Origin of the sequence: Methylobacterium sp. SyP6R, assembly GCF_019216885.1 — a bacterium.
Classification (GTDB): domain Bacteria; phylum Pseudomonadota; class Alphaproteobacteria; order Rhizobiales; family Beijerinckiaceae; genus Methylobacterium.
Genome location: NZ_JAAQRC020000001.1, coordinates 3,900,373 through 3,920,089 on the forward strand (window position 1 = coordinate 3,900,373; position 19,717 = coordinate 3,920,089).

18 protein-coding genes are annotated in these 19,717 nt (G+C 70.6%); 2 read left to right on the forward strand and 16 right to left on the reverse strand.

Translation table 11 applies throughout. The features are described from left to right. Positions 1-45 precede the first annotated feature (45 nt). The 11 genes from HBB12_RS17975 to HBB12_RS18025 form a co-directional block, all read right to left on the reverse strand. Positions 46-660: a c-type cytochrome gene (locus HBB12_RS17975; protein ID WP_236990597.1), complete on the reverse strand. Its 615-nt coding sequence runs from the start codon at positions 658-660 to the stop codon at positions 46-48. Further along, positions 657-1,862, reverse strand: coding sequence for a PQQ-dependent sugar dehydrogenase (locus tag HBB12_RS17980; RefSeq protein WP_236992822.1), 1,206 nt, complete (start codon positions 1,860-1,862; stop codon positions 657-659). Before HBB12_RS17980 ends, HBB12_RS17975 begins: the two co-directional genes overlap by 4 nt. Positions 1,863-2,108: 246 nt before the next feature. Continuing rightward, positions 2,109-3,614 carry an argininosuccinate lyase gene (locus HBB12_RS17985; RefSeq protein ID WP_236990598.1) on the reverse strand — a complete coding sequence of 502 codons (1,506 nt, stop codon included), beginning with the start codon at positions 3,612-3,614 and terminating at the stop codon, positions 2,109-2,111. 195 nt (positions 3,615-3,809) lie between these two features. Continuing rightward, positions 3,810-4,625: a M55 family metallopeptidase gene (locus HBB12_RS17990; RefSeq protein ID WP_236990599.1), complete on the reverse strand. Its 816-nt coding sequence runs from the start codon at positions 4,623-4,625 to the stop codon at positions 3,810-3,812. After that, positions 4,622-5,686: a DmpA family aminopeptidase gene (locus tag HBB12_RS17995; protein ID WP_236990600.1), complete on the reverse strand. Its 1,065-nt coding sequence runs from the start codon at positions 5,684-5,686 to the stop codon at positions 4,622-4,624. The genes HBB12_RS17990 and HBB12_RS17995 overlap by 4 nt, the downstream gene beginning before the upstream one ends. After that, positions 5,683-6,585 (reverse strand): glutathione ABC transporter permease GsiD, encoded by a 903-nt coding sequence (gsiD, locus tag HBB12_RS18000; RefSeq protein WP_236990601.1) that lies wholly within the window; start codon positions 6,583-6,585, stop codon positions 5,683-5,685. The genes HBB12_RS17995 and gsiD overlap by 4 nt, the downstream gene beginning before the upstream one ends. A gap of 7 nt (positions 6,586-6,592) precedes the next feature. Beyond that, the gene (gsiC, locus tag HBB12_RS18005) at positions 6,593-7,513 is read right to left on the reverse strand and encodes a glutathione ABC transporter permease GsiC (protein WP_236990602.1); all 921 of its coding nucleotides are present in this window, start codon (positions 7,511-7,513) and stop codon (positions 6,593-6,595) included. A 57-nt stretch (positions 7,514-7,570) separates the two neighbouring features. After that, a complete protein-coding gene (gene gsiB, locus HBB12_RS18010) occupies positions 7,571-9,100 on the reverse strand; it encodes a glutathione ABC transporter substrate-binding protein GsiB (RefSeq protein ID WP_236990603.1) in 1,530 nt (509 codons plus the stop codon). A gap of 244 nt (positions 9,101-9,344) precedes the next feature. Continuing rightward, positions 9,345-11,240 carry a dipeptide ABC transporter ATP-binding protein gene (locus HBB12_RS18015; RefSeq protein ID WP_236990604.1) on the reverse strand — a complete coding sequence of 632 codons (1,896 nt, stop codon included), beginning with the start codon at positions 11,238-11,240 and terminating at the stop codon, positions 9,345-9,347. 9 nt (positions 11,241-11,249) lie between these two features. Further along, positions 11,250-12,194 carry an isoaspartyl peptidase/L-asparaginase family protein gene (locus tag HBB12_RS18020; protein ID WP_236990605.1) on the reverse strand — a complete coding sequence of 315 codons (945 nt, stop codon included), beginning with the start codon at positions 12,192-12,194 and terminating at the stop codon, positions 11,250-11,252. Then, entirely contained in the window at positions 12,191-13,120 is a 930-nt protein-coding gene (locus tag HBB12_RS18025; RefSeq protein WP_236990606.1) for a MurR/RpiR family transcriptional regulator, read from the reverse strand. The genes HBB12_RS18020 and HBB12_RS18025 overlap by 4 nt, the downstream gene beginning before the upstream one ends. A 518-nt stretch (positions 13,121-13,638) precedes the next feature. Here HBB12_RS18025 and HBB12_RS18030 point away from each other — a divergent pair. Both HBB12_RS18030 and HBB12_RS18035 read left to right on the forward strand, forming a co-directional pair. Beyond that, complete coding sequence (locus HBB12_RS18030; protein WP_236992823.1) at positions 13,639-15,012, forward strand: MFS transporter; 1,374 nt, start codon at positions 13,639-13,641, stop codon at positions 15,010-15,012. Between the two features lie 32 nt (positions 15,013-15,044). Beyond that, the gene (locus HBB12_RS18035) at positions 15,045-15,353 is read left to right on the forward strand and encodes a putative quinol monooxygenase (RefSeq protein ID WP_236990607.1); all 309 of its coding nucleotides are present in this window, start codon (positions 15,045-15,047) and stop codon (positions 15,351-15,353) included. 282 nt (positions 15,354-15,635) lie between these two features. On the opposite strand, the gene HBB12_RS18040 is transcribed toward HBB12_RS18035, so the two are convergent. The 5 genes from HBB12_RS18040 to HBB12_RS18060 form a co-directional block, all read right to left on the reverse strand. Further along, complete coding sequence (locus HBB12_RS18040) at positions 15,636-16,541, reverse strand: NAD(P)-dependent oxidoreductase (protein ID WP_236990608.1); 906 nt, start codon at positions 16,539-16,541, stop codon at positions 15,636-15,638. After that, on the reverse strand, positions 16,538-17,074 hold the full coding sequence (locus HBB12_RS18045) for a carboxymuconolactone decarboxylase family protein (protein WP_236990609.1): 537 nt from the start codon (positions 17,072-17,074) through the stop codon (positions 16,538-16,540). The genes HBB12_RS18040 and HBB12_RS18045 overlap by 4 nt, the downstream gene beginning before the upstream one ends. A 69-nt stretch (positions 17,075-17,143) precedes the next feature. Then, positions 17,144-18,241 carry a protein-glutamate methylesterase/protein-glutamine glutaminase gene (cheB, locus tag HBB12_RS18050; protein WP_236990610.1) on the reverse strand — a complete coding sequence of 366 codons (1,098 nt, stop codon included), beginning with the start codon at positions 18,239-18,241 and terminating at the stop codon, positions 17,144-17,146. A 10-nt stretch (positions 18,242-18,251) separates the two neighbouring features. Next, a complete protein-coding gene (locus tag HBB12_RS18055) occupies positions 18,252-19,121 on the reverse strand; it encodes a CheR family methyltransferase (RefSeq protein WP_236990611.1) in 870 nt (289 codons plus the stop codon). A gap of 14 nt (positions 19,122-19,135) precedes the next feature. Next, complete coding sequence (locus HBB12_RS18060) at positions 19,136-19,609, reverse strand: chemotaxis protein CheW (RefSeq protein WP_236990612.1); 474 nt, start codon at positions 19,607-19,609, stop codon at positions 19,136-19,138. Between the last annotated feature and the right edge of the window lie 108 nt (positions 19,610-19,717).

The following is a 19,717-nucleotide window of genomic DNA, read 5'->3' on the forward strand; positions in this document are numbered from 1 at the left end:
CCGCACTCGGCAGCGTCCATACACCGGGCGGTGCCGGTCGAGGCTTCACGGCAGGACCGCCAGGTAATGCGCCAGCGCCTTGATGTCGGCATCCGACAGCGAGCCCGCCACCTCGGTCATCGCCGCCCCGCCCGAGCTCGGGCGGGTATTGGACCGGTAATCGCCGAGCGCCTTGGCGAGATAGCCTTCCGGCAGGCGGGCGATGCGGGGCGCGGCCTGGATGCCGAGATAGGCGTCGCCGTGGCAGGCGGCGCAGCGGTGCTGGAGGGCCGCCGTCGCGCCGGCCTTGGTGAGGTCGGGTTGCGTGTCCGCGGGCGGCTTGGTGTCCGGGAAGGGGAGGGAGGCGAAGTACTTGCCGAGCGCCCGGATGTCGTTGTCCGACAGCCCCTCCGCCACGCCCTGCATGATCTCGTTCTTGCGCCGGCCGGCGCGGAAGAACACCAGCTGCAACTGGATGTAGTTGCTGGAATGCCCGGCGATCGGCGGCGCGCCCTCGGCCAGGGTCTCGCCGTGGCAGGCGAGGCAGGCCTGCGCCACCTCGGGCGCCTCGGCAGCCTGAACCGCGGCCGAGGCGATCAGGCCCAGAGCGGCGAGCGCGGCGCGGGCCGGCCCGGAGGTTCTCCGGGCCGGCGGGCAGGCGCGGGGTTTCGCGCGGCTCACTTGGTGTAGGCGATGCGATAGATCGCACCGGCCCAGTCGTCGGCGACCAGCAGCGACCCGTCCGGCGCCACCAGGATGTCGGCCGGCCGGCCGGTATAGTCGCGGTCGCCCTTGAGCCAGCCGGAGGCGAAGGTCTCCATCTTGGCGTTCTTGCCGTCCGGATCGACCACCACCCGCTCGATGCGGCCGCCCTGGTACTTGTGGCGGTTCCAGGAGCCGTGCTCGGCGATGAAGATGTTGTTCTTGTACTCGGCCGGGAAGGACGAGCCGGTATAGAACTTCATGCCGAGCGGCGCGACGTGGGCCCCGAGCTTGGCCACCGGCGGGGTGAACTCGGCGCAGGTGCGGCCCTGGGCGAATTTCGGATCCGGCATGTCGCCCTGGTGGCAATACGGATAGCCGAAATGCTCGACGACCTTCGAGATCATGTTGAGCTTGTCGCTCGGGATGTCGTCGCTCATCCAGTCGCGGGCATTCTCGGTGAACCAGTAGCGGCCGGTGCGCGGATCGATGTCGCCGCCGACGCTGTTGCGCACGCCGAGCGCCACGATCTCCGCCGCCCCGGTCTTCAGGTCGACGCGCCGCACCTGCGACACGCTGCTCGGCGGGTTGCCGATGTTGAAGGGCGGGCCGAACGGCACGTAGACCCAGCCGTCCTTGTCGAAGGTCAGGTACTTCCAGCCATGCGCCACGTAGGACGGCATGTCGTCGTAGACGACGACCGGCTCCGGCGGCTTGTCGAGATTGGCCTCGATGTTGTCGTAGCGATAGATCTTGTCGATCGCAACGACGTAGAGCGCGCCATCGCGAAACGCGAGGCCGGTGGGCATGTTGAGGCCCTTGAGGATCGTCTTGACGACCTTCTTGCCGCCCTGGTCGACGATGGCATAGACGTTGGTCGCGCCGAACGAGCCGACGAACAAGGTACCCTTGTCACTGAGCGCCATCTGCCGCGCCTCGGGCACGCCGCTGGCATAGACGCTGATCGTGAAGCCCGCCGGCAGCTTCACCGCCTTCAGGTTCTCCGCCAGTTCCTCGTCCGAGGCCGGAAGGGCAGGGTTGGCGGGCGGCGCCAGGCCCTTCTGCGCCGAGGTCTCGTCGCCGAGGAACCAGTCCGGCGGCGGGTTCTTCCAGAACGCCTTGCCGCTCGAATCGTATTGCTTGAGGGCCTGCGCCTGGGCCGCCCCGCCGGTCAGGCCCATCGCCACGAGGGCCGCCGCCAAGACCTTGCGACGCATCAAGGCCGCACGGCGCGTTCCGGTCATCCCGCGCACTCGCATGTCCGCCTCCTCCCGTTGTGTTTTTCCGTCGCCCTTGTGGGCGTTCGTCGCGAGGCGCACCCTGCGGTGTCCTCGCTTCGCCCACTGTCGAGTTGGACACGGCCTGTCGTCAAGGGGAGGGGACGGAGCTGACGAGGCCACGCGCGGTCTCGTGACCGGCGATGCGTCTCAGCGCGGCGCCTGCGCCAGGAGCTTGCCGAAATCCGCGTCGAGCGAGGTGAGGGCGCGGTCGATCCGCCCGCGCTCGGCCGTGACCCACGCCGCTTCCTCGGCCACCGTCCGGTCGGCGGCATCGAGCATCCGGGTCATCTCGGCCGGTTGCGGCCCGCCGCTCGTCGCGCGGTCGCGCACGATCGCCACGGGGTCGAGGGTCTGGCGGAACTCCGCCTCGCTCATCGGCAGGGGCGCGGCGGGCTGATTCATCTCCCGCAAGGTGCGCTCGTAGAGCGCCTGCGCCTCGGCATAGGGGAAATCGCTCGGATGGGCGTCGTGGGCGCGGGCGTAGTCGACGATCTCCGACGCGAAATGGTGCCCGACGCGGAAGGGCAGGCCGTAGCGGCGCATCAGCACGTCGGCCAGTTCCTGCGAGGCGGTCCAGTCGCTGTTGAGCTCCTCGAGCGCCCGCTCGGGGCTGATGACGAGGGCGTTCAGCGCGCGGTCCCAGAGGTCGAGCATCCGGGTCGCGCCCGCGAGCACCGCGGCGTTGTCGCGGACGGATTTGGCGTCGCTCATCCCCGGCGGGATGTTGTGGGCCTGGATCGCCCGCCCGATCCCGAGCGACACGACGCGTGAAGCCTCGGCGCGGGTGTCGTTGAGGAGGCCCGGATTGCGCTTCTGGGGCATCGCCGAGGAGACGTAGGTATTGCCGTCGCCCTCGCGCAGCAGGATCCAGGGACGCGCCTGCGCGTACTGGGTCATCACGTCCTCGACGAAGGCGCCGCAATGGAGCGCGATCGCGGTCGCCACCGCGCCCACCTCCACGGGGATCTCGGTCGCCGAGATCTGGGCTGCGTCGTAGGCGTTGTCGACCAGCGCCGGGAAGCCGAGATAGGCCGCCATCCGGGCGCGGTCGAGCGGCCAGCTCGTCCCGTTCAGCACCGTGGTGCCCATCGGCGAGCGGTCGAGCCGCGTGAAGGCCTGCCGCAGCCGCTCGGCGTCGCGGGCGAGCCCGGCGACGTGGCCGAGGAGATAGTGGCCGTAGCTGTTGGCCTGGGCGGCAACGCCGTTGGTGTAGTTCGGCACCACCGTGTCCCGGTGGGTGCGCGCCAGCCGCACCATCGTGGCGGTGGTCCGGCGCAGGGCGTCGGCCAGCCGCAGCATCTCGTCGCGGATGATCGCCGCCCGCACGGTCGAGAGCATGTCCTGGCTCGACCGGCCGGCATGGAGCAGGGTCGCCTCGACGCCCGCCGCCTCGATCAGCAGCGGTTCGAAGGTGATGACGAGCGTCGGACGCTTGGCGCCGGGCTGGTCGCCGGCCTTCAGCACGGCGTCGAGGCCCTTGGCGATCCGCGGCGCGAGGCCGGCGTCGAGCAGGTGCTGCTCGGTGTTGATGACGGCGCTCGCCTTGTTGATCTCGCCGAGCCAGTAGAACTCGTCGCGGCGGGGCGTCGGCTCGGCCGGTGCGGCGGTGGCGCCGGCGATCATCGCGCCGGCGAGCAGGGCTTGTCTGAGCATCGTCCACCCTCCGGCGGATCGGTTCTGCCCGCCTGTGGGCCGGGATAGCCGGCGGGGTGGGGTAGGCTCAAGCGCGGGGGGCGCGGGGCAGGGTCTCGACGAAGCTCAAACCCACCGCGTCATTCCGGGCTCCGCTGTCGCGGCCACGGAATGACGAGGAGGATGTGAAGACTGTCGATGAGGTCGAACGGACGTTCAGCGCAGAAAGCTCGACATCGCTGACAGCCCATTGATCACCCGCACCGCCTCCGCGACACTACCGGCCTCGAAGCTCACGGCGCTGCCGTCGCGGCGTTGGAGTCCCGGCCATTGGCCGAACAGATCGGCCAGTGCCGGGGTCTGGGCCCGCACCGTCACCGCGAGCGGGCCGGGGATGCGGAACGGCGGCGGTAGGGGTCGGCCCAAGGCCATCGTCACACCGGCCCGGATCGCCGCACAGGACGCCTCCGGCGAAAGGCTGATGCCGCTGTGGCAGCCGGTCGCCCGCTTGGTCTCGACGAAGACGGTCTGGGGAAGCAGCGACCGGTTCTCGGCGATGAACACGTCGTCGCCGCTCGCCATCGCGACCGGCACGCCGAACTCGCCGGCGAGCGCGCCGTAGATCCCGGCCTCACCCAGTTCCTGTCCGTCGAGGGCGATCGCCGCGAAGGCGAAGCCGTTGATGGTGTGGGCGAGGATGCCCCGGCCGTGGGCGCGGGAATGGTAGCCGATCAGGCCGACCGCATCGATCCCGAGATCCACTCCCGCCATCATGCCCAGCGGGCGCGGCTTGCCCTGGATCGCTCGCGCGCGGGGATCGAGGAGGTCCGCCGGCATGTTGCGGAAATCGCCGTGCGAATCGTTCACGAACACCTCGTCCGCTCCGGCCGCGAAGGCCCCGGCAATCGCCGCGTTGGCCTCCTGCACCATCCAGAGTCGGGCCCGCTCGTAATCGGGTCCGCCCCGGCGGGTCTGGTCGGGATGCACGACGCCCGCGACGCCCTCGATGTCGGTGGAGATCAGGACCTTCATGGCAATGCCTGAGAGGGGAGGGCGGCCCAGTCGGGCAGCACCTCGGTCAGGGCCGGGCGGGTATGGCCGTTGCGGCCGGTCACCGTCTCGGCGCGCCACAGGGCGTTGACGATCGCCTGCTCGATCCCGTCGGCGACCGCCTCGAAGAGCGGATCGAGATGGGCATCGTGCAGCATCGCCACCGCCGGCATCGGGGTGCCGGGATCCTGCGGCAGCGTGTAGGCGGTCGAGAAGGCGAGCGCGATGTCGCCGCTGCCGTGGCCGAAGACCGAGCCGGTGCGGGCGAGACCCGCGCCCGCCCGGAGCGCCAGGCGCCGGAGCTGGCGCGCGTCGAGGGGCGCGTCGGTGGCGATCGTCAGGATGATCGAGCCCTTCTCCGGCTTGGCGACCGTCCCGGGATCCTCCAGCCGCTCCGCGAGGACCGGCCCGACTGCCCTGCCGCCGAACCGCAACTGCGCGGGCCGGCCGAAATTCGCCAGCACCAGCGTGCCGACCGTCACGGCCCGCCCGCCCGCCTCGACCTGCCGCGAGGCGGTGCCGATGCCGCCCTTCACCCCGAAGCACGACATGCCGCGTCCGGCGCCCACGGCGCCTTCCGCCACCGTGACGTCGGCGGAATCGTGCGCCTGGCGATAATGCGCCTCGCCCACGACCATCCGGGCCATGTCGTTGAGGGTGCCGTCGTTGCACTCGAAGACGAGCGGGTTCACGGTCGGCAATTCGCGGCCGATGCCGGGATTGACCGCGAGCGCCGCCCGGATCTGGGCGGCGGCGACCGCCGGCACCCCGAAGGTGTTGGTGAGCGCGATCGGCGTCTCGATCAGCCCGAGTTCTTCCAGTTGCATCAGGCCGATCGACTTGCCGAAGCCGTTCAGCACCGCCGCCGCGGCCGGGACCCGGTCGTGGTAGAGGTCGCCGGCATGCGGGCGGATCACCGTCACGCCGGTCTGGATCGCACCCTCGGCGAGCGTGCAATGGCCGACGGTCACGCCGGCAACATCGGTGATCGCGTCGCGCGGGCCGCTCGGCAGGGCGCCGATGCGCGGGGGGACGTCGGTCATGCGCGGTCGAGCTTGGGGTCGAGGGCGTCGCGCAACCCGTCGCCGAGGAGGTTGAAGGCGAGCACGGTGAGGAAGATCGCCAGGCTCGGGAAGATCGCGACGTGGGGCGAGGAGACCATGTCGGCGCGGGCATCGTTCAGCATCGCGCCCCATTCCGGCGTCGGCGGCTGCGCCCCCATCCCGAGGAAGGACAGGCTCGCCGCGGTGATGATCGAGGTGCCGAGGCGCATCGTGAAGTAGACCACGATCGACGAGACCGTGCCGGGCAGGATGTGGCGCAGGAGGATCGTGCGGTCCGAGGCGCCGATGCTGCGGGCGGCCTCGATATAGGTCGCGCGCTTGAGCACCAGCGTGTTGCCGCGAACGAGCCGCGCGAAGGCCGGCACGCTGAAGACCGACACCGCCACCACGACGTTGACGAGGCTGCTGCCGAGGATCGCGACGACCCCGAGGGCCAGCAGGATGCCCGGGAAAGCGAACAGAACGTCGGACAGGCGCATCACGAGGCGGTCCCACCAGCCCTCGTAATAGCCGGCGAGCAGCCCCAGCACAGTGCCGATGAGCCCGCCGATCGCCACCGACAGGAATCCGGTGGCGAGCGAGATCCGCCCGCCGAGCAGGATGCGGCTCAGGATGTCGCGCCCGAGGGGATCGACCCCGAGCCAGTGTGCGAAGGACGGCCCCTCGTTGATCCGGTCGTAGTCGAAGAAGTTTTCCGCGTCGTAGGGGGCGATCCACGGCGCCAGGATCGCCACGACGACGAGCAGGACCACGAAGGCCAGGGCCACGACGGCGACGGGCTGGCGGCGGAACTTGCGCCAGAACTCGGACCAGGGGGTGCGCACGCCGGTGGGCACGGCGGCGACGGCCTTCGTGGCGGTGAGTGCGGTTTGGGTCACGGCCGGCTCACTTGTAGCGGATGGTCGGGTTGATCAGCCCGTAGAGCAGGTCGACGACGAGGTTGATCAGGATGAATTCGAGCGAGAACATCAGCACCAGGGCCTGGATCACCGGATAGTCGCGCTGGTTGACCGAATCGACGAGGAGGCGGCCGACGCCCGGCCAGTTGAACACCGCCTCGACGACGATCGAGCCGCCGAGCAGGAAGCCGAATTGCAGGCCCATCATGGTGACGACGGGAATCAGCGCATTGCGCAGGCAGTGCTTGGCGATGACGACCCGCTCCTTGAGGCCCTTGGCGCGGGCGGTGCGGACGAAGTCTTCGCCTAAGACCTCGACGAAGGAGGCGCGGGTGAAGCGCGCCATCACGGCGGCCACCGCCGCCCCGAGGGTGAGCGAGGGCAGGATGTAATGCTGCCACGAGCCGGCGCCGACGGTCGGCAGCCAGCCGAGGCCGACGGAGAAGATCTGCATCAGCAGCATCCCCAGCGCGAAGGCCGGGAACGAGATGCCGGAGACGGCGAGCGTCATCCCGAGCCGGTCCGGCCATTCGTTGCGGTAGACCGCCGAGACGATGCCGATGACGAGCCCGAAGGCGACCGCCCAGGCCATGCTGGTCAACGTGAGCAGCAGGGTCGGCATGAAGCGCTCGCCGATCTCGGTTGCAACCGGGCGCCGCGTGCGGATCGAGGTGCCGAAATCGCCTTGTCCCATGTTCAGGAAGTAGCGGGCGAACTGGACCGGGAGCGGGCGGTCGAGGCCGAGTTCGGCGCGCACCAGTTCCACGGTCTGCTGGTCGGCATCCTGGCCGGCGGCGAGCCGTGCCGGATCGCCCGGCAGCATGTGGACGAACAGGAAGACCAGCACCGCGACGATCGCGAGCGTCGGCAGGAGGCCGAGGAGCCGTTTGAGGAAGAAGGTCAGCATGGCGCCGGGGATGGGAAGGGAAGGGGAGGGCGCCGCGCGGCGGCGCCCCGAATGGCCTTACGGCGCGATCGCGGCCTCGCGGCTGTCGATGTTGCCGTCCGGCATCACGTACACGCCGGACAGGCGGGCGGAGGTGGCGTACACGTTCTGCTCGATGACGAGGGGCGCCCAGGGCGCATCCTTGTAGATCAGTTCCTGCGCCTTGGCGTAGAGATCGGCCTTCTCGCTATCGCTCGTCGTGACGAGCGCCTTGGCGATCAGGGCATCGACCTCCTGGTTGCTGTAATAGGCGGTGTTGTTGAGCTTCGGCGGCCAGGCTTCCGTCGAGAAGAGCGGGCGCAGGGCCCAGTCGGCCTCGCCGGTCGAGGACGACCAGCCGGCATAGTACATCCGCACGCGGGCGGTCTTCGGATCGGGGGCGGTCTGCACCCACTCGACGCGCTGGCCGGGCTCGAGCGCCTGGGTCTGCACCTTGATGCCGACCTGGGCGAGCTGCTGCTGGACGAACTGGATCGCCTTCTGCGCCGTGCTGGTGGTGTAGGCGCTCCACAGGGTGGTCTCGAAGCCGTTGGCGTAGCCGGCCTCCTTCAGGAGCTGGCGCGCCTTGGCCGGGTCGTAGGGCCAGGCGCTCATCGGGTGGGCATAGAGCACGCCGGCCGGCACGATCCCCTTGGCGGGCGTCGCGTAGCCGTTGAAGGCCACCTTGGCCAGCGCCTCCTTGTTGATCGCGTAGTTGATCGCCTGGCGCACGCGCAGGTCGTCGAACGGCTTTTGCAGCATGTTCATGCTGACATAGCGCTCGATGATCGAATCCTGCGCGATGACCTTCAGCTTCTTGTTCTCAGACAGCGTCTTGGCCTGCTCATAGGGGAGCGGGGAGACGAAATCGGCCTCGCCGGTCTGGAGCATCGCCGCGCGGGTGCCGTTCTCCGGCACCGGCTTCCAGGTGATGCTGTCGACCTTCGGCAGGCCGGCCTGCCAGTAACCGGCGAACTTGGCGCCCTTGACCGAATCGGTCTGCTTCCACTCGACGAAGGTGAACGGGCCGGTGCCGACGGGATGGAAGGCGATGTCCTTGCCCCATTTCTGGAGCGCGGCCGGCGAGATCATCGCCGCGGAGGCATGCGCCAGCGAGTTGATGAAGGGGCCGAAGGGCTCCTTGAGGGTGATGCGGACGCTATAGGGCGAGACCACCTCGACGGTCTTGACCCGGTTGAACTGGTTGAAGCGGGCCAGGCGATTCTCGGGGTTCAGCACCCGCTCGAGGTTCGCCTTCACGGCATTGGCGTCGAACGCCGTACCATCGTGGAATTTCACGCCCTCGCGCAGCTTGAAGGTGTAGACGAGGCCGTCGGGCGTGACCTCGTAGCTCTCGGCCAGGACGTTCCTGACCTTCAGATCCTTGTCGAACTCGAACAGGCCTTCGTAGAACGACTTGGTGACCGCAGTCGTGAGCGTGGTGTTGGTGTTGTAGGGGTCGAGCGTCTCGGGTTGCACGCCGATGACGAGGACCGGGTCGCCGGCGGCCAAGGCCGGGGCGATGAGGCCGCAGAGCAGGCCGGTGGCGAGGAGAGCGTGGCGGAGCATGGGGGTGTCTCGGGTCATTGGGGGCGTCTTCCTTGAGGTCTCGGATGTTGTTTGATGCGACTGGAAAATTCCGTCCCAGCCGCGACCTCATCCTGAGGTGCGACTGAAAGGAGCCTCGAAGGAGGGCTCCAGAGATCACTGAGAATTCTGGATCCCTCCTTCGAGGTCAGTCGATCTTCGATCGACTAACACCTCAGGATGAGGTTGCGGATGGGATGGAATCTGTCGCTCACCTCGCGCGGTCTCACGCCGCGAGGCCGCCGACCGTATGGCGGGCGGTCCAGTGGCCCGGACCGACCTCGACCAGCGGCGCCACCTCCGGCTCGTCGCCCAGCGCCCGGACCGGGCTCGGGATCTCGCCGGTGAGGAGGCCGCGCGTCTTGGCGTGGCGCCGCTCCGGGTCGGCGACCGGGACCGCCGCCATCAGCTTCTTCGTGTAGGGGTGCTGCGGGTTCTCGAAGATCGCCCGGCGCGGACCGATCTCGACGATCTGGCCGAGGAACATCACGGCGACCCGGTGGCTCACCCGCTCCACCACCGCCATGTCGTGCGAGATGAACAGGTAGGACAGGCCGAGCTCGCGCTGCAAGTCGAGCATCAGGTTGACGATCTGGGCCTGGATCGAGACGTCGAGGGCCGAGACCGCCTCGTCGGCGACGATCACCTTCGGGTTGAGCGCCAGCGCCCGCGCGATGGCGATGCGCTGGCGCTGGCCGCCGGAGAATTCATGCGGGTAGCGCGCGCCTTGCGCCGGGGTCAGGCCGACCCGCTCCAGCAGCCAGGCCACCCGCGCCTCGGCCTCGCGCCGGGGCGTGCCGTGCACGAGCAGCGGCTCCATGATCGAGAAGCCGACGGTGAGGCGCGGATCGAGGGAGGCGTAGGGGTCCTGGAAGATGAACTGGATGTTCTTTCGCAGCGCCTGGAGCTTGTTGGGGGCGAGGTCGCGGATGTTCTCGCCCGCAAACTCGATCAGCCCGCTCTGGCTCTCGACGAGGCGGAGCAGCGAGCGGCCGGTCGTCGACTTGCCGCAGCCGGATTCTCCGACGAGGGCCAGGGTCTCGCCGGGCTGGAGATCGAAGCTGATCCGCTCGACCGCGTGGACGCGCCGGCGCACCCGGTTGAGGAGGCCGCCGCGGATGTCGAACCGGGTGACGAGGTCGCGCACCCGCAGGATCGGGGGGCCGGGCCGGCGGGTATCCTGGGCTCCGTCCTCCGGTGGCGCGGCCGCCGGGGCCTCGGCCGCCTCGGGCCGCAGGAGGTCGAACTTGCGCGGCAGGTCGCTGCCCGCCATGGCGCCGAGCCGCGGCACGGCGGCGAGCAGCGCCTGGGTGTAGGCGTGGCGCGGCTGTGCGAAGAGGGCGGGAGCCTGGCCCTCCTCGACCTTGTCGCCGCGGAACATCACCAGCACCCGGTCGGCGATCTCCGCCACCACCCCCATGTCGTGGGTGATGAAGACGACGCCCATCTTCATCTCGTTCTGGAGGCTGCGGATCAGCTCGAGGATCTGGGCCTGGATGGTGACGTCGAGCGCCGTCGTCGGCTCGTCGGCGATGAGGAGCTGCGGCCGGCACGCGAGCGCCATCGCGATCATCACCCGCTGGCGCATGCCGCCGGAGAGCTGGTGGGGAAACCGCGTCAGGACGTTGCGGGCCTCCGGGATGCGCACGAGGTCGAGCATCCGCAGGGCCTCGGCCCGGGCCGCGGCATGGCCCTTGCCCTGGTGCACCCGGATCGATTCCGCGATCTGCTCGCCGGCGGTGAAGACCGGGTTGAGCGAGGTCATCGGCTCCTGGAAGATCATCGCGATCTCGGCGCCCCGCATCTCCCGCATCTCGGCGTTCGAGGCGGTGGCGAGGTCGAGGATCGCGCCGGAGCGGCGCCGGAACAGCATCCGCCCGGTGGCGATCTTGCCGCCGCCATGCTCGACGAGGCGCATCAGCGCCAGCGAGGTGACGGACTTGCCCGAGCCCGATTCACCGACGATCGCCAGGGTCTCCCCGGCCTCGACGTGGAACGACAGGTCGCGCACCGCCTCGACCGTCCGCTCGGAGGTGGCGAAGCGCACGGTCAGGTCCGAGACCGACAGGATGCGTCGGTCGGGCAGGATCAGCGAAGGAGCAGGGGGAGGGGAGGGGGGCACGGTCGGCACTCAGAAGATGGCGGTCGTGGGCGTGTCGCCGGCCCGGACGAGGCCGCGATACATCCCCGCGGTGTTGAACGGCATGGCGACCCGGCCCCGCGCATCGACCGCGATGAGGCCGCCCTGGCCGCCGAGCGGCGTCAGCCCGTCGCGGACCGTCGCTTGCGCCGCGGCGTCGAGATCGAGCCCGCCATAGGCTATGCGGGCGCAGACGTCGTAGGCCGCCGCCGCCCGGATGAAGACCTCGCCGGTCCCGGTGCAGGACACCGCCGCGCTGCGGTCGTCGGCATAGGTGCCGGCGCCGATCAGCGGCGAATCGCCGATGCGGCCCGGCCGCTTGTTGGTCATGCCGCCGGTCGAGGTCAGCGCCGCGAGGTGGCCGTGACGGTCGAGCGCCACCGCGCCGACGGTGCCGAATTTCCGGCGTTCGTCGAGGGGGGCCGTCTCGTCGTGGTCGAGGCTGACCCGCCCGCCGGCCTGCGCGGCCTCGAGCTGCCGGCGGCGCGCCTCGGTCGAGAAGAAGCCGGGCTCGACCATCTCGAGGCCTTGGGCGCGGCAGAATTCCTCGGCACCTGCGCCGGCGAGCAGCACGTGGGTGGCGTCCTCCATCACGGCCCGCGCCGCCCGGCCCGGCCGGCGCACCCGCGCGAGGCCCGCGACTGCACCTGCGCGCAAGGTGGCGCCGTCCATGATCGCGGCGTCGAGCTCGTGGGTGCCGGCGCTGGTGAAGACCGCACCAACCCCGGCATTGAACAGGGGGCATTCCTCCAGGAGGTCGACCGCGATGGCGACCGCATCGAGCGCGCTGCCGCCCTCGCGCAGGCAGCGTTCGCCGGCGGCCAGGATCTCGGTGAGCGCCGCATGATAGGGCGCCTCGCCGTCGCTGCCGGCTTCCGGCCGCGCGATCGTGCCGGCGCCGCCATGGATGACGAGGACGGGGCGGGGATCGGTCATGGCTCGGGATCCGGGTCGGGGGAGGGGACGGCGCTGCCGCGGATCGGCCAGGCGGCATAATCGCCGTCGAGCCAGGGCAGGACCGATTCGGTGAGGCGGGTCGCCGCGGCGACGAGGCTGCCCGAGGCATGCGCCACGGCGCTCGACAGGGCCTCGACCAGAGCGGCGAGGCTGGCGTCCGAGGCGGCGAAGTAGCGGCTGTCGGTCCGCACGCACAGCGTGATCGTGGCCTGGGCGGCGATCGGCGAGTGCGGCCCGTCGGTCAGCGCCAGCACGGTCGCGCCACTCTCCCGGCCTTGCGTCGCCAGCCGCACCGTGTCGGTGAAGTAGCGCGGCGTGGCGAGCACGATCACGAGGTCGTCCGCGGTCAGCCGCCGCATGGCCCGCGCCGCGAAGGCCGGGCCCTCGACCGTGGCGAGCAGGTGGACGTCCTGGCGGGTGAGGTCGAGGTTGCGGGCGAGCAGGCCCGCCGGCCAGGACGAGCTGCCGAAGCCGACGATGTAGACCCGCCGCGCCGCCTGGATCGCCGCCACCGCCCGCGCGCAGGCCCCGGCATCGAGGCTCGATCGCGTCGCCTCCAGGTTGCGCCCGATCGCCGCGAAGGTCGCATCGAAGACGCTGGCCGGGTCGGCCGGCTGCTCCAGGTCGCCACGCAGCTTCTCCACCGGCGCCAGCGCGCCCTCGAAGCCCAGCACCAGGGCGGCGCGGAACTGGGCATAGCCCTCGTAGCCGAGCGCCCGGGCGAAGCGGTTGGCGGTGGCGACCGACACCCCGACCAGCTCCGCCAGCTCGGCGACCGGCAGGGTCGCGGCCTTCAGCGGATGATCGAGCACGTAGCGCGCCACCTCGCGATGCGACTGGCTCAAGGCCGGGAAGCTGCGGGCGATCCGCTGGGCGACGGAGGCGCCGTCGGGCGGGCCGCTCACGGCTGACCGTACCCGCCGAGGTGATCGAAAAATCTCATGAAGGTGATAGTGGCGAGATTTTTATGCCGAATGCAAGCCTCTCGGTGCCGGGATAGCGGGCAAGCCCTGCCCGATGCTCAGGCATGCGGACGGCGGTGCTGCCTGCTCCCTGGGAGGCTGTGTGGGAGTAAGAAGGGACACAGGTTTTCCCCTCCCCCCTCTGCGGGGGAGGGTGGCCTGCGGAGCAGGCCGGGAGAGGGGCAGCGCGACGCTGATCCAGGTAGCGCCCTCCAGAACGGTTCCGCCTCATTCGGAAGAGTGGTTCCCCTCTCCCGCCCCACTCCGTGGGGCACCCTCCCCCGCAGAGGGGGGAGGGGGAAACCTGCGCCATTCCTGTCCCCGAACAGTCCTGGATCATCCGAGACAGGCAGCCGACGATCGACAACGCTGATCTGCGCCCCGAACCGCTTGCCAACGCCGCCGCCGGGACCCATCCAGGGCTGGTGTCACAGCTTGCCCCGCCCCCTCCCGCCCCCGACATGACCAAGCCCGCCCGCGAAGGCCTGCCGCCGGCGCAACGCCGGCAGGCGATGGCGGCGGTGCTCGCCGGCGTGGCTCTCGCCACGCTCGACACCGCCATCGCCAACACCGCGCTCCCGACCATCGCGGCCGATCTCGGCGTCGATCCGGCGGATTCGGTCTGGATCGTGAACGCCTACCAGCTCGCCGTGGTGGCGACGCTGCTGCCGATCGCGGCTTTGGGCGAGATCGTCGGGCAGAGGCGGGTCTATCTCGCGGGGCTCGCGCTGTTCACCCTGGCTTCGCTCGTCTGTGCGCTGGCCTGGTCGCTGCCGGCGCTCGTCGCCGCCCGCGTGCTCCAGGGCGTCGGGGCGAGCGCCCTGATGGCGGTCAACGTCGCGCTGATCCGCTTCATCTACCCGACGCATGAGCTCGGGCGGGGCCTCGGCCTCAACGCCTTCGTGGTCGGCGTCGGCTTCGCCCTCGGGCCGACGATGGCCTCGCTGATCCTGGTGGCGGCGCCCTGGCCGTGGCTCTTCGCCGTCAACCTGCCGATCGGCCTCGCGGCCCTGGCGCTCGCCCGCCGCGCCCTTCCGGAGACAGCCCAAGCCGGCCACGCCTTCGACCGGATCGGCGCGCTCCTCAACGCCGCCACCTTCGCGCTGTTCGTCCTCGGCCTCGGCGAGGCGGCCCATGCCGGGCCGCTCTGGCGGGTGCTGGCGGAGTTCGGCGGCGCGCTCGCCTGCGGCACCCTGCTGCTGCGCCGCCAGGCCGACCACCCGGCCCCGATGCTCGCCGTCGACCTGTTCCGGCGCCCGCTCTTCACGCTCTCGGCGGCGACCTCGGTCTGCTCCTTTGCCGCGCAAGGCCTCGCCTTCGTGTCGCTGCCGTTCCTGTTCCAGCACGATCTCGGGCGCTCGCAGGTCGAGACCGGCTTCCTGATGACGCCCTGGCCGCTGGTCGTCGCCGTGATGGCGCCGATCGCCGGACGCCTCTCGGACCGCTACCCGCCGGGCCTGCTCGGCGGCATCGGGCTGGCGATCCTGGCGCTCGGCATGGCCTCGCTGGCGGCGCTTCCGGCCGAGCCGAGCGTCCTGAGCCTCACCTGGCGGATGGCGTTGTGCGGGGCGGGCTTCGGCTTCTTCCAGGCGCCGAACCTGCGCGCCATCATGACGAGCGCGCCGCAGGCCCGGGCCGGCGGCGCGAGCGGCATCGTGGCGACCTCGCGGCTCCTCGGCCAGACCACCGGGGCGGCCCTGGTGGCAGCCTGCTTCGCGATCGCGGCGGCGCACGGCCCGGCCCTGGCGCTCGGGCTCGGTGCCGCCTTCGCGGGCGTCGCCAGCGTGGTGAGCCTGTCGCGGCTGGCCGTCCGGCCGGGGCGGGAGGCGGCGTGACCGCACTCAACGACACTCAAGGAGGAAACCCCATGATCCACGTCCTCGCCATCATCCGGACCAAGCCCGGCCAGCGCGACACGGTGCTCGAAGCCTTCCGGGCCAACGTGCCCGCCGTCCATGCCGAGGAGGGCTGCATCGAGTACGGCGCGGCGATCGACACCGACGGCGTCGGTCCGTTCCAGACGCCGTTCGGGCCGGACACCTTCGTGGTGATCGAGAAATGGGCCAGCCTCGACGCCCTGATGGCGCACGCGGCCGCGCCCCACATGGCCGCTTATGGGGCGAAGACCAAGGACCACATCGTCTCCCGGGCGATCCACGTCCTGTCGCCGACCTGAGAGCTTGTTTGAGTTTATCGTCAGTCAAAGCCCTGGGACAAGGCGGCGCATCCTATTCCCTCACCTCATCCTGAGGTGCGAGCGGCAGCGAGCCTCGAAGGAGGGCTCCAGATGTCTCGGTGATCTCTGGAGGCCTCCTTCGAGGTCAGTCGCTCTGCGATCGCGTGCGATCTGTGATCGCCAACACCTCAGGATGAGGTGCGAGGGTGGGACGTTCCTTCGTTTGCAAGGATCAAATCGGGAAGACGCGCTCAGAACGGCTCTGGGCCGTCCGCGGGACCGTCACCCCGAGGGCGCTCGCACCTTGACGCCGAGCATCGCCTCGAAGGGCAGCACCATCGCGCCCTTGTCGCGGGCGCCGTGGCCGGCGAGCAGCGCCATCTGGTAGGTTGCGGTCGCCGCTGCCGTCACCGGGAGCGGAAAGCCGCGCCCGACCGAGACCTCGGCGGCGCTGACGAGGTCCTTGTACGCCTTGGCGAGCGGATAGCCCTCGTCGAACTCGCCCTTGAGGATCCGCGGCACGAAGTATTGCGAGGCGTAGCTGCGGCTCGTGCCGGTCGTCACCACGCCTGCCAATTGCTGCGGGTCGAGGCCCATCGCCACCGCCATCGGCAGCACCTCGGCAAGCGCCGCGATGTTGATGTCGTAGATCACGTTGTTGATCGTCTTGGTGAGCTGGCCGCTGCCGAGCGGACCCATATGCAGCACCTGGGTGCCGATGCGCTCGAGCAGCGGCTTCATCGCCGCGAAGGTCTCAGGGCTACCGCCGCACATCACCGTGAGCGTCGCGGCCTCGGCCCCGGCCGGCGCGCCGGAGACCGGCGCGTCGAGGAACGGGAAGCCTCGCGATTCCAGCGCCCGGCCGATCGCCACCGCCTGCCCATGCGCGATGGTGCTGAGATCGACCACGATCGCTCCCGGCGCGAGGCGGGCAACGAGACCGTCCGGGCCGAACAGGGCGCTCTCGACCACGTCGCCGTCGGGCAGGCAGAGCACCAGCACCTCGGTGCCTGCCACCGCCTCCCGGTCGGCCGTGACGGTGATGCCCGGCTCCGACAGGCCGGCGATCCGGGCCGGATCGGCATCGATCGCGAGAAACGTCTCGGTGCCGTCCCCCTTGCGGGCGAGGTTGCGGGCGATCGGCCAGCCCATCTGGCCGAGGCCCATCACGGCGATGCGGCGGCTCATCGGGTCGCCCCCTTGTCGTCGGCGGAGTCGATCCCGATCGCCTCGAGGAACCGCGACACCATGTTGTAGGCGCCGATCGTGGCGGTGAGCTCGACGATCGCCCGCGGGTCGAAATGGTCGCGCAGCGCCGAGAAGACCGCGGGCTCGACGTGGATCGTGCGGGTCATCGCGTCGCAATAGGCCAGGACCGCGCGCTCGCGCTCGCCGAACACGGCGGTGGGTTCCCAATCCGGCAGGGCGTCGAGCTGCGCCCGGGTCACCCCTTCGCGGAGCGCGATCGGCACGTGCTGCTCGGCCTCGTAGCGGGCCCCGTTCAGATGCGCGACCTGCACGATCACCAGTTCGCGGATGTCGCCGGGCAACTCGCAGCGCTGGCGGATCGCGGTCAGGAAGGCGAGCCAGCCCTCGGCGACCGGTGGGCTGTGCAGCAGCATCGCGTAGAGATGCAGGATCTCGCCCCGCTCGGCGACGATCCGATCGGCGAGGGGGGCCGTCTCGGGCCGGGTGGTGTCGGCGTAGGGGATGCGGGCCATCGCGGGGGGGGCTCCAGTGATGCGTCGTCGCATCCGGTACCAGACGGCGCGCTCCCCCGCGACCTCGCTTCAGGCGCTCCGGCTCAGGGGCTGCGCCGCGTGGAATCGCTGGATCTCCAGGTGGATGCGGTCGAGAGGCACCACCTTGGCCGCAGCCCCCCGCTCGATCGCCTCCTTGGGCATCCCGAACACGACGCAGCTCTCCTCGTCCTGGGCGATCGTCTGGGCACCGGCGCGGCGCATCTCCAGGAGGCCGTTCGCCCCGTCGTCGCCCATGCCGGTCATCAGGATGCCCAGCGCGTTGGCGCCGGCGGCCTGCGCCGCGGACCGGAACATCACGTCGACGGAGGGGCGGTGGCGCGAGACGAGGGGACCGTCCTTGACCGCGACCGAGTAGGTCGCGCCGGTCCGCTGGATCAGCAGGTGCCGCCCGCCCGGCGCGATCAGGGCGCGGCCCGGCAGCACCGCATCCCCGGTCTCCGCCTCCTTGACGGCGATGGCGCAGAGCCCGTCGAGCCGGCGGGCGAAGGCGGCTGTGAAGTGCTCGGGCATGTGCTGCACGATCACGATGCCGGGCGACAAGGCCGGCAGCAATTCCAGCACGTCGCGCAGGGCCTCGGTGCCGCCGGTCGAGGCGCCGATGCAGACGATCGGCTCGGTGCCCGTCACCCGGCGGGTCGGGACCGGCGGCGGCAGGATCGCGTCCGCCGACAGCTTGGCCTCGACGGTCCGGCGGGCGTCGCGCCGCGGGCGCAGGCGCGAGCGGGCGGCGGCCCGCACGGCGTCGCAGACCCGCACGGAGGATTCGACCAGGAACTGGCGCGTATCGACCCGGGGCTTGGGCAGCACGTCGACGGCGCCCGCCTCCAGCACCTCGAACAGCATCCGCGAGCCGGCTTCCGTCAGCGTCGAGCAGACGATCACCGGGATCGGCCGCTGCGCCATGATCTTGCGCAGGAAGGTGAGGCCGTCCATGCGCGGCATCTCGAGGTCGAGGATGATGACGTCGGGCACCTCCTCCTGGATGCGGCGTGCCGCCACGAACGGATCGGCGGCGGTGCCCACCACCGCGATGTCGGAGGCCGTGGCGAGGATCTGGCAGAGCGTCTGCCGGACGGAGGCCGAATCGTCGACGACGAGGACGCGGATCGGGGCGGTCGCGGGCATGGGCGTTCCCTCAGCGGCGGAAGACCGTGGACGTCACCTGGGTCAGGCCCGGGACGCCGGCGACGGACATGGATTCGGAATGGCCGACGACCAGGTAGCCGCCCGGGCGAAGGTGGCCGGAAAGTCGTTCGAGCACCGCCCGCTGCGTCGGACGGTCGAAGTAGATCAGCACGTTGCGGCAGAAGACGACGTCGACGTCGCGGTCTACGCAATAGCGCTCGTCCATCAGGTTGAGGCGGCGGAAGCGCACCCGGCGGCGCAATTCGGGCACGATCCGGCCGATCTGGCGGGCCGGGTCGCGGGCCGCCATGACGTAGCGGCGCCGGAAGGCGGGCGGCACGGCGGCGAGCATCTCCTCGGAATAGATTCCGTCGGCGGCCGAGCGCAGGACCTCCGTCGAGATGTCGGTGCCGAGGATTGCGTAGTCGAAGCGGTTGCCCGCCGCGATCATCTCCTGGAGGACCATCGCGAGCGTGTAGGCCTCGGCCCCCGTGGAGGCGGCCGAGCTCCAGATCTTCAGGAGCGGCCGGTCGCCGCGATGGGCCGGCAGCGCGCAGAGCCGCGGCACCAGCGTGTCGCGCAAGGTGTCGAAATGCGCCGGCTCGCGGAAGAAGTCGGTCTTGTTGGTGGTCACGCAGTCGACGAGGTGCACGAACTCGTCGGCGAGCCGCCCCTCGTCGAAGAGGTGGCGGGCATAGGCGTCGAGGCTGTCGAGCTGGAGCGCCCGCACGCGCTTGCGCAGGCGCCCCTCGACCATCGTGCGCTTCGAGGACGGCAGCTGGATGCCGACGCGTGCCTCGATGACCTCGGCGATCGACCGGAAATGCCGCTCGCTCAGCTGCTGCGACGTGAGAGGGAGAGACGCGGGCTGGAAGGACATGCGGGCGCCGGTCCTCAGGCCGCCAGGGCCCGGCCGGCGAGGGCCGGCTCGTCGCCCGCCATCAGCCGGGCGAGGTCGAACACGACCACGAAGGCGTCGCCGCGCCGGCCGATGCCGGCGATGTAGCTCGAGCGCCAGCGCCCGCCGACCTCGGGGGCGGCCTCCATCTCGGCGCGGTCGAGCTCCGCCACCTCGAAGACCCGGTCGGCGACGAAGCCGACCCGCAGGATCCGGTCCTCCATCGGCACGTTGAGCAGGATGATCCGGGTCGCGGGCGTCGGCGCCTCCGGCGGCAGGCCGAGCTTGGTGCGCAGGTCGACCACCGGATAGCTCTGGCCGCGCACGTCGATCATTCCGACGAGGAAGGCCGGCGCCTGCGGCAGGGACGCGGGCACGCGGTAATCCAGGATCTCCTGGACGTTCTCGATGTCGATCCCGAAGGTCTCACGCCCGAGACCGAGGGTCAGATACTGCCACACACTCGACATCCTGGCACTCCGGCTTGCCTGCATCCCGCCCCGGGGGCGTGATCTGAACCGCGAAAAACGTCCGACGGGTGATCGATGGGCGCCCGGCGGTGCCGGGGCTCTCGGTTG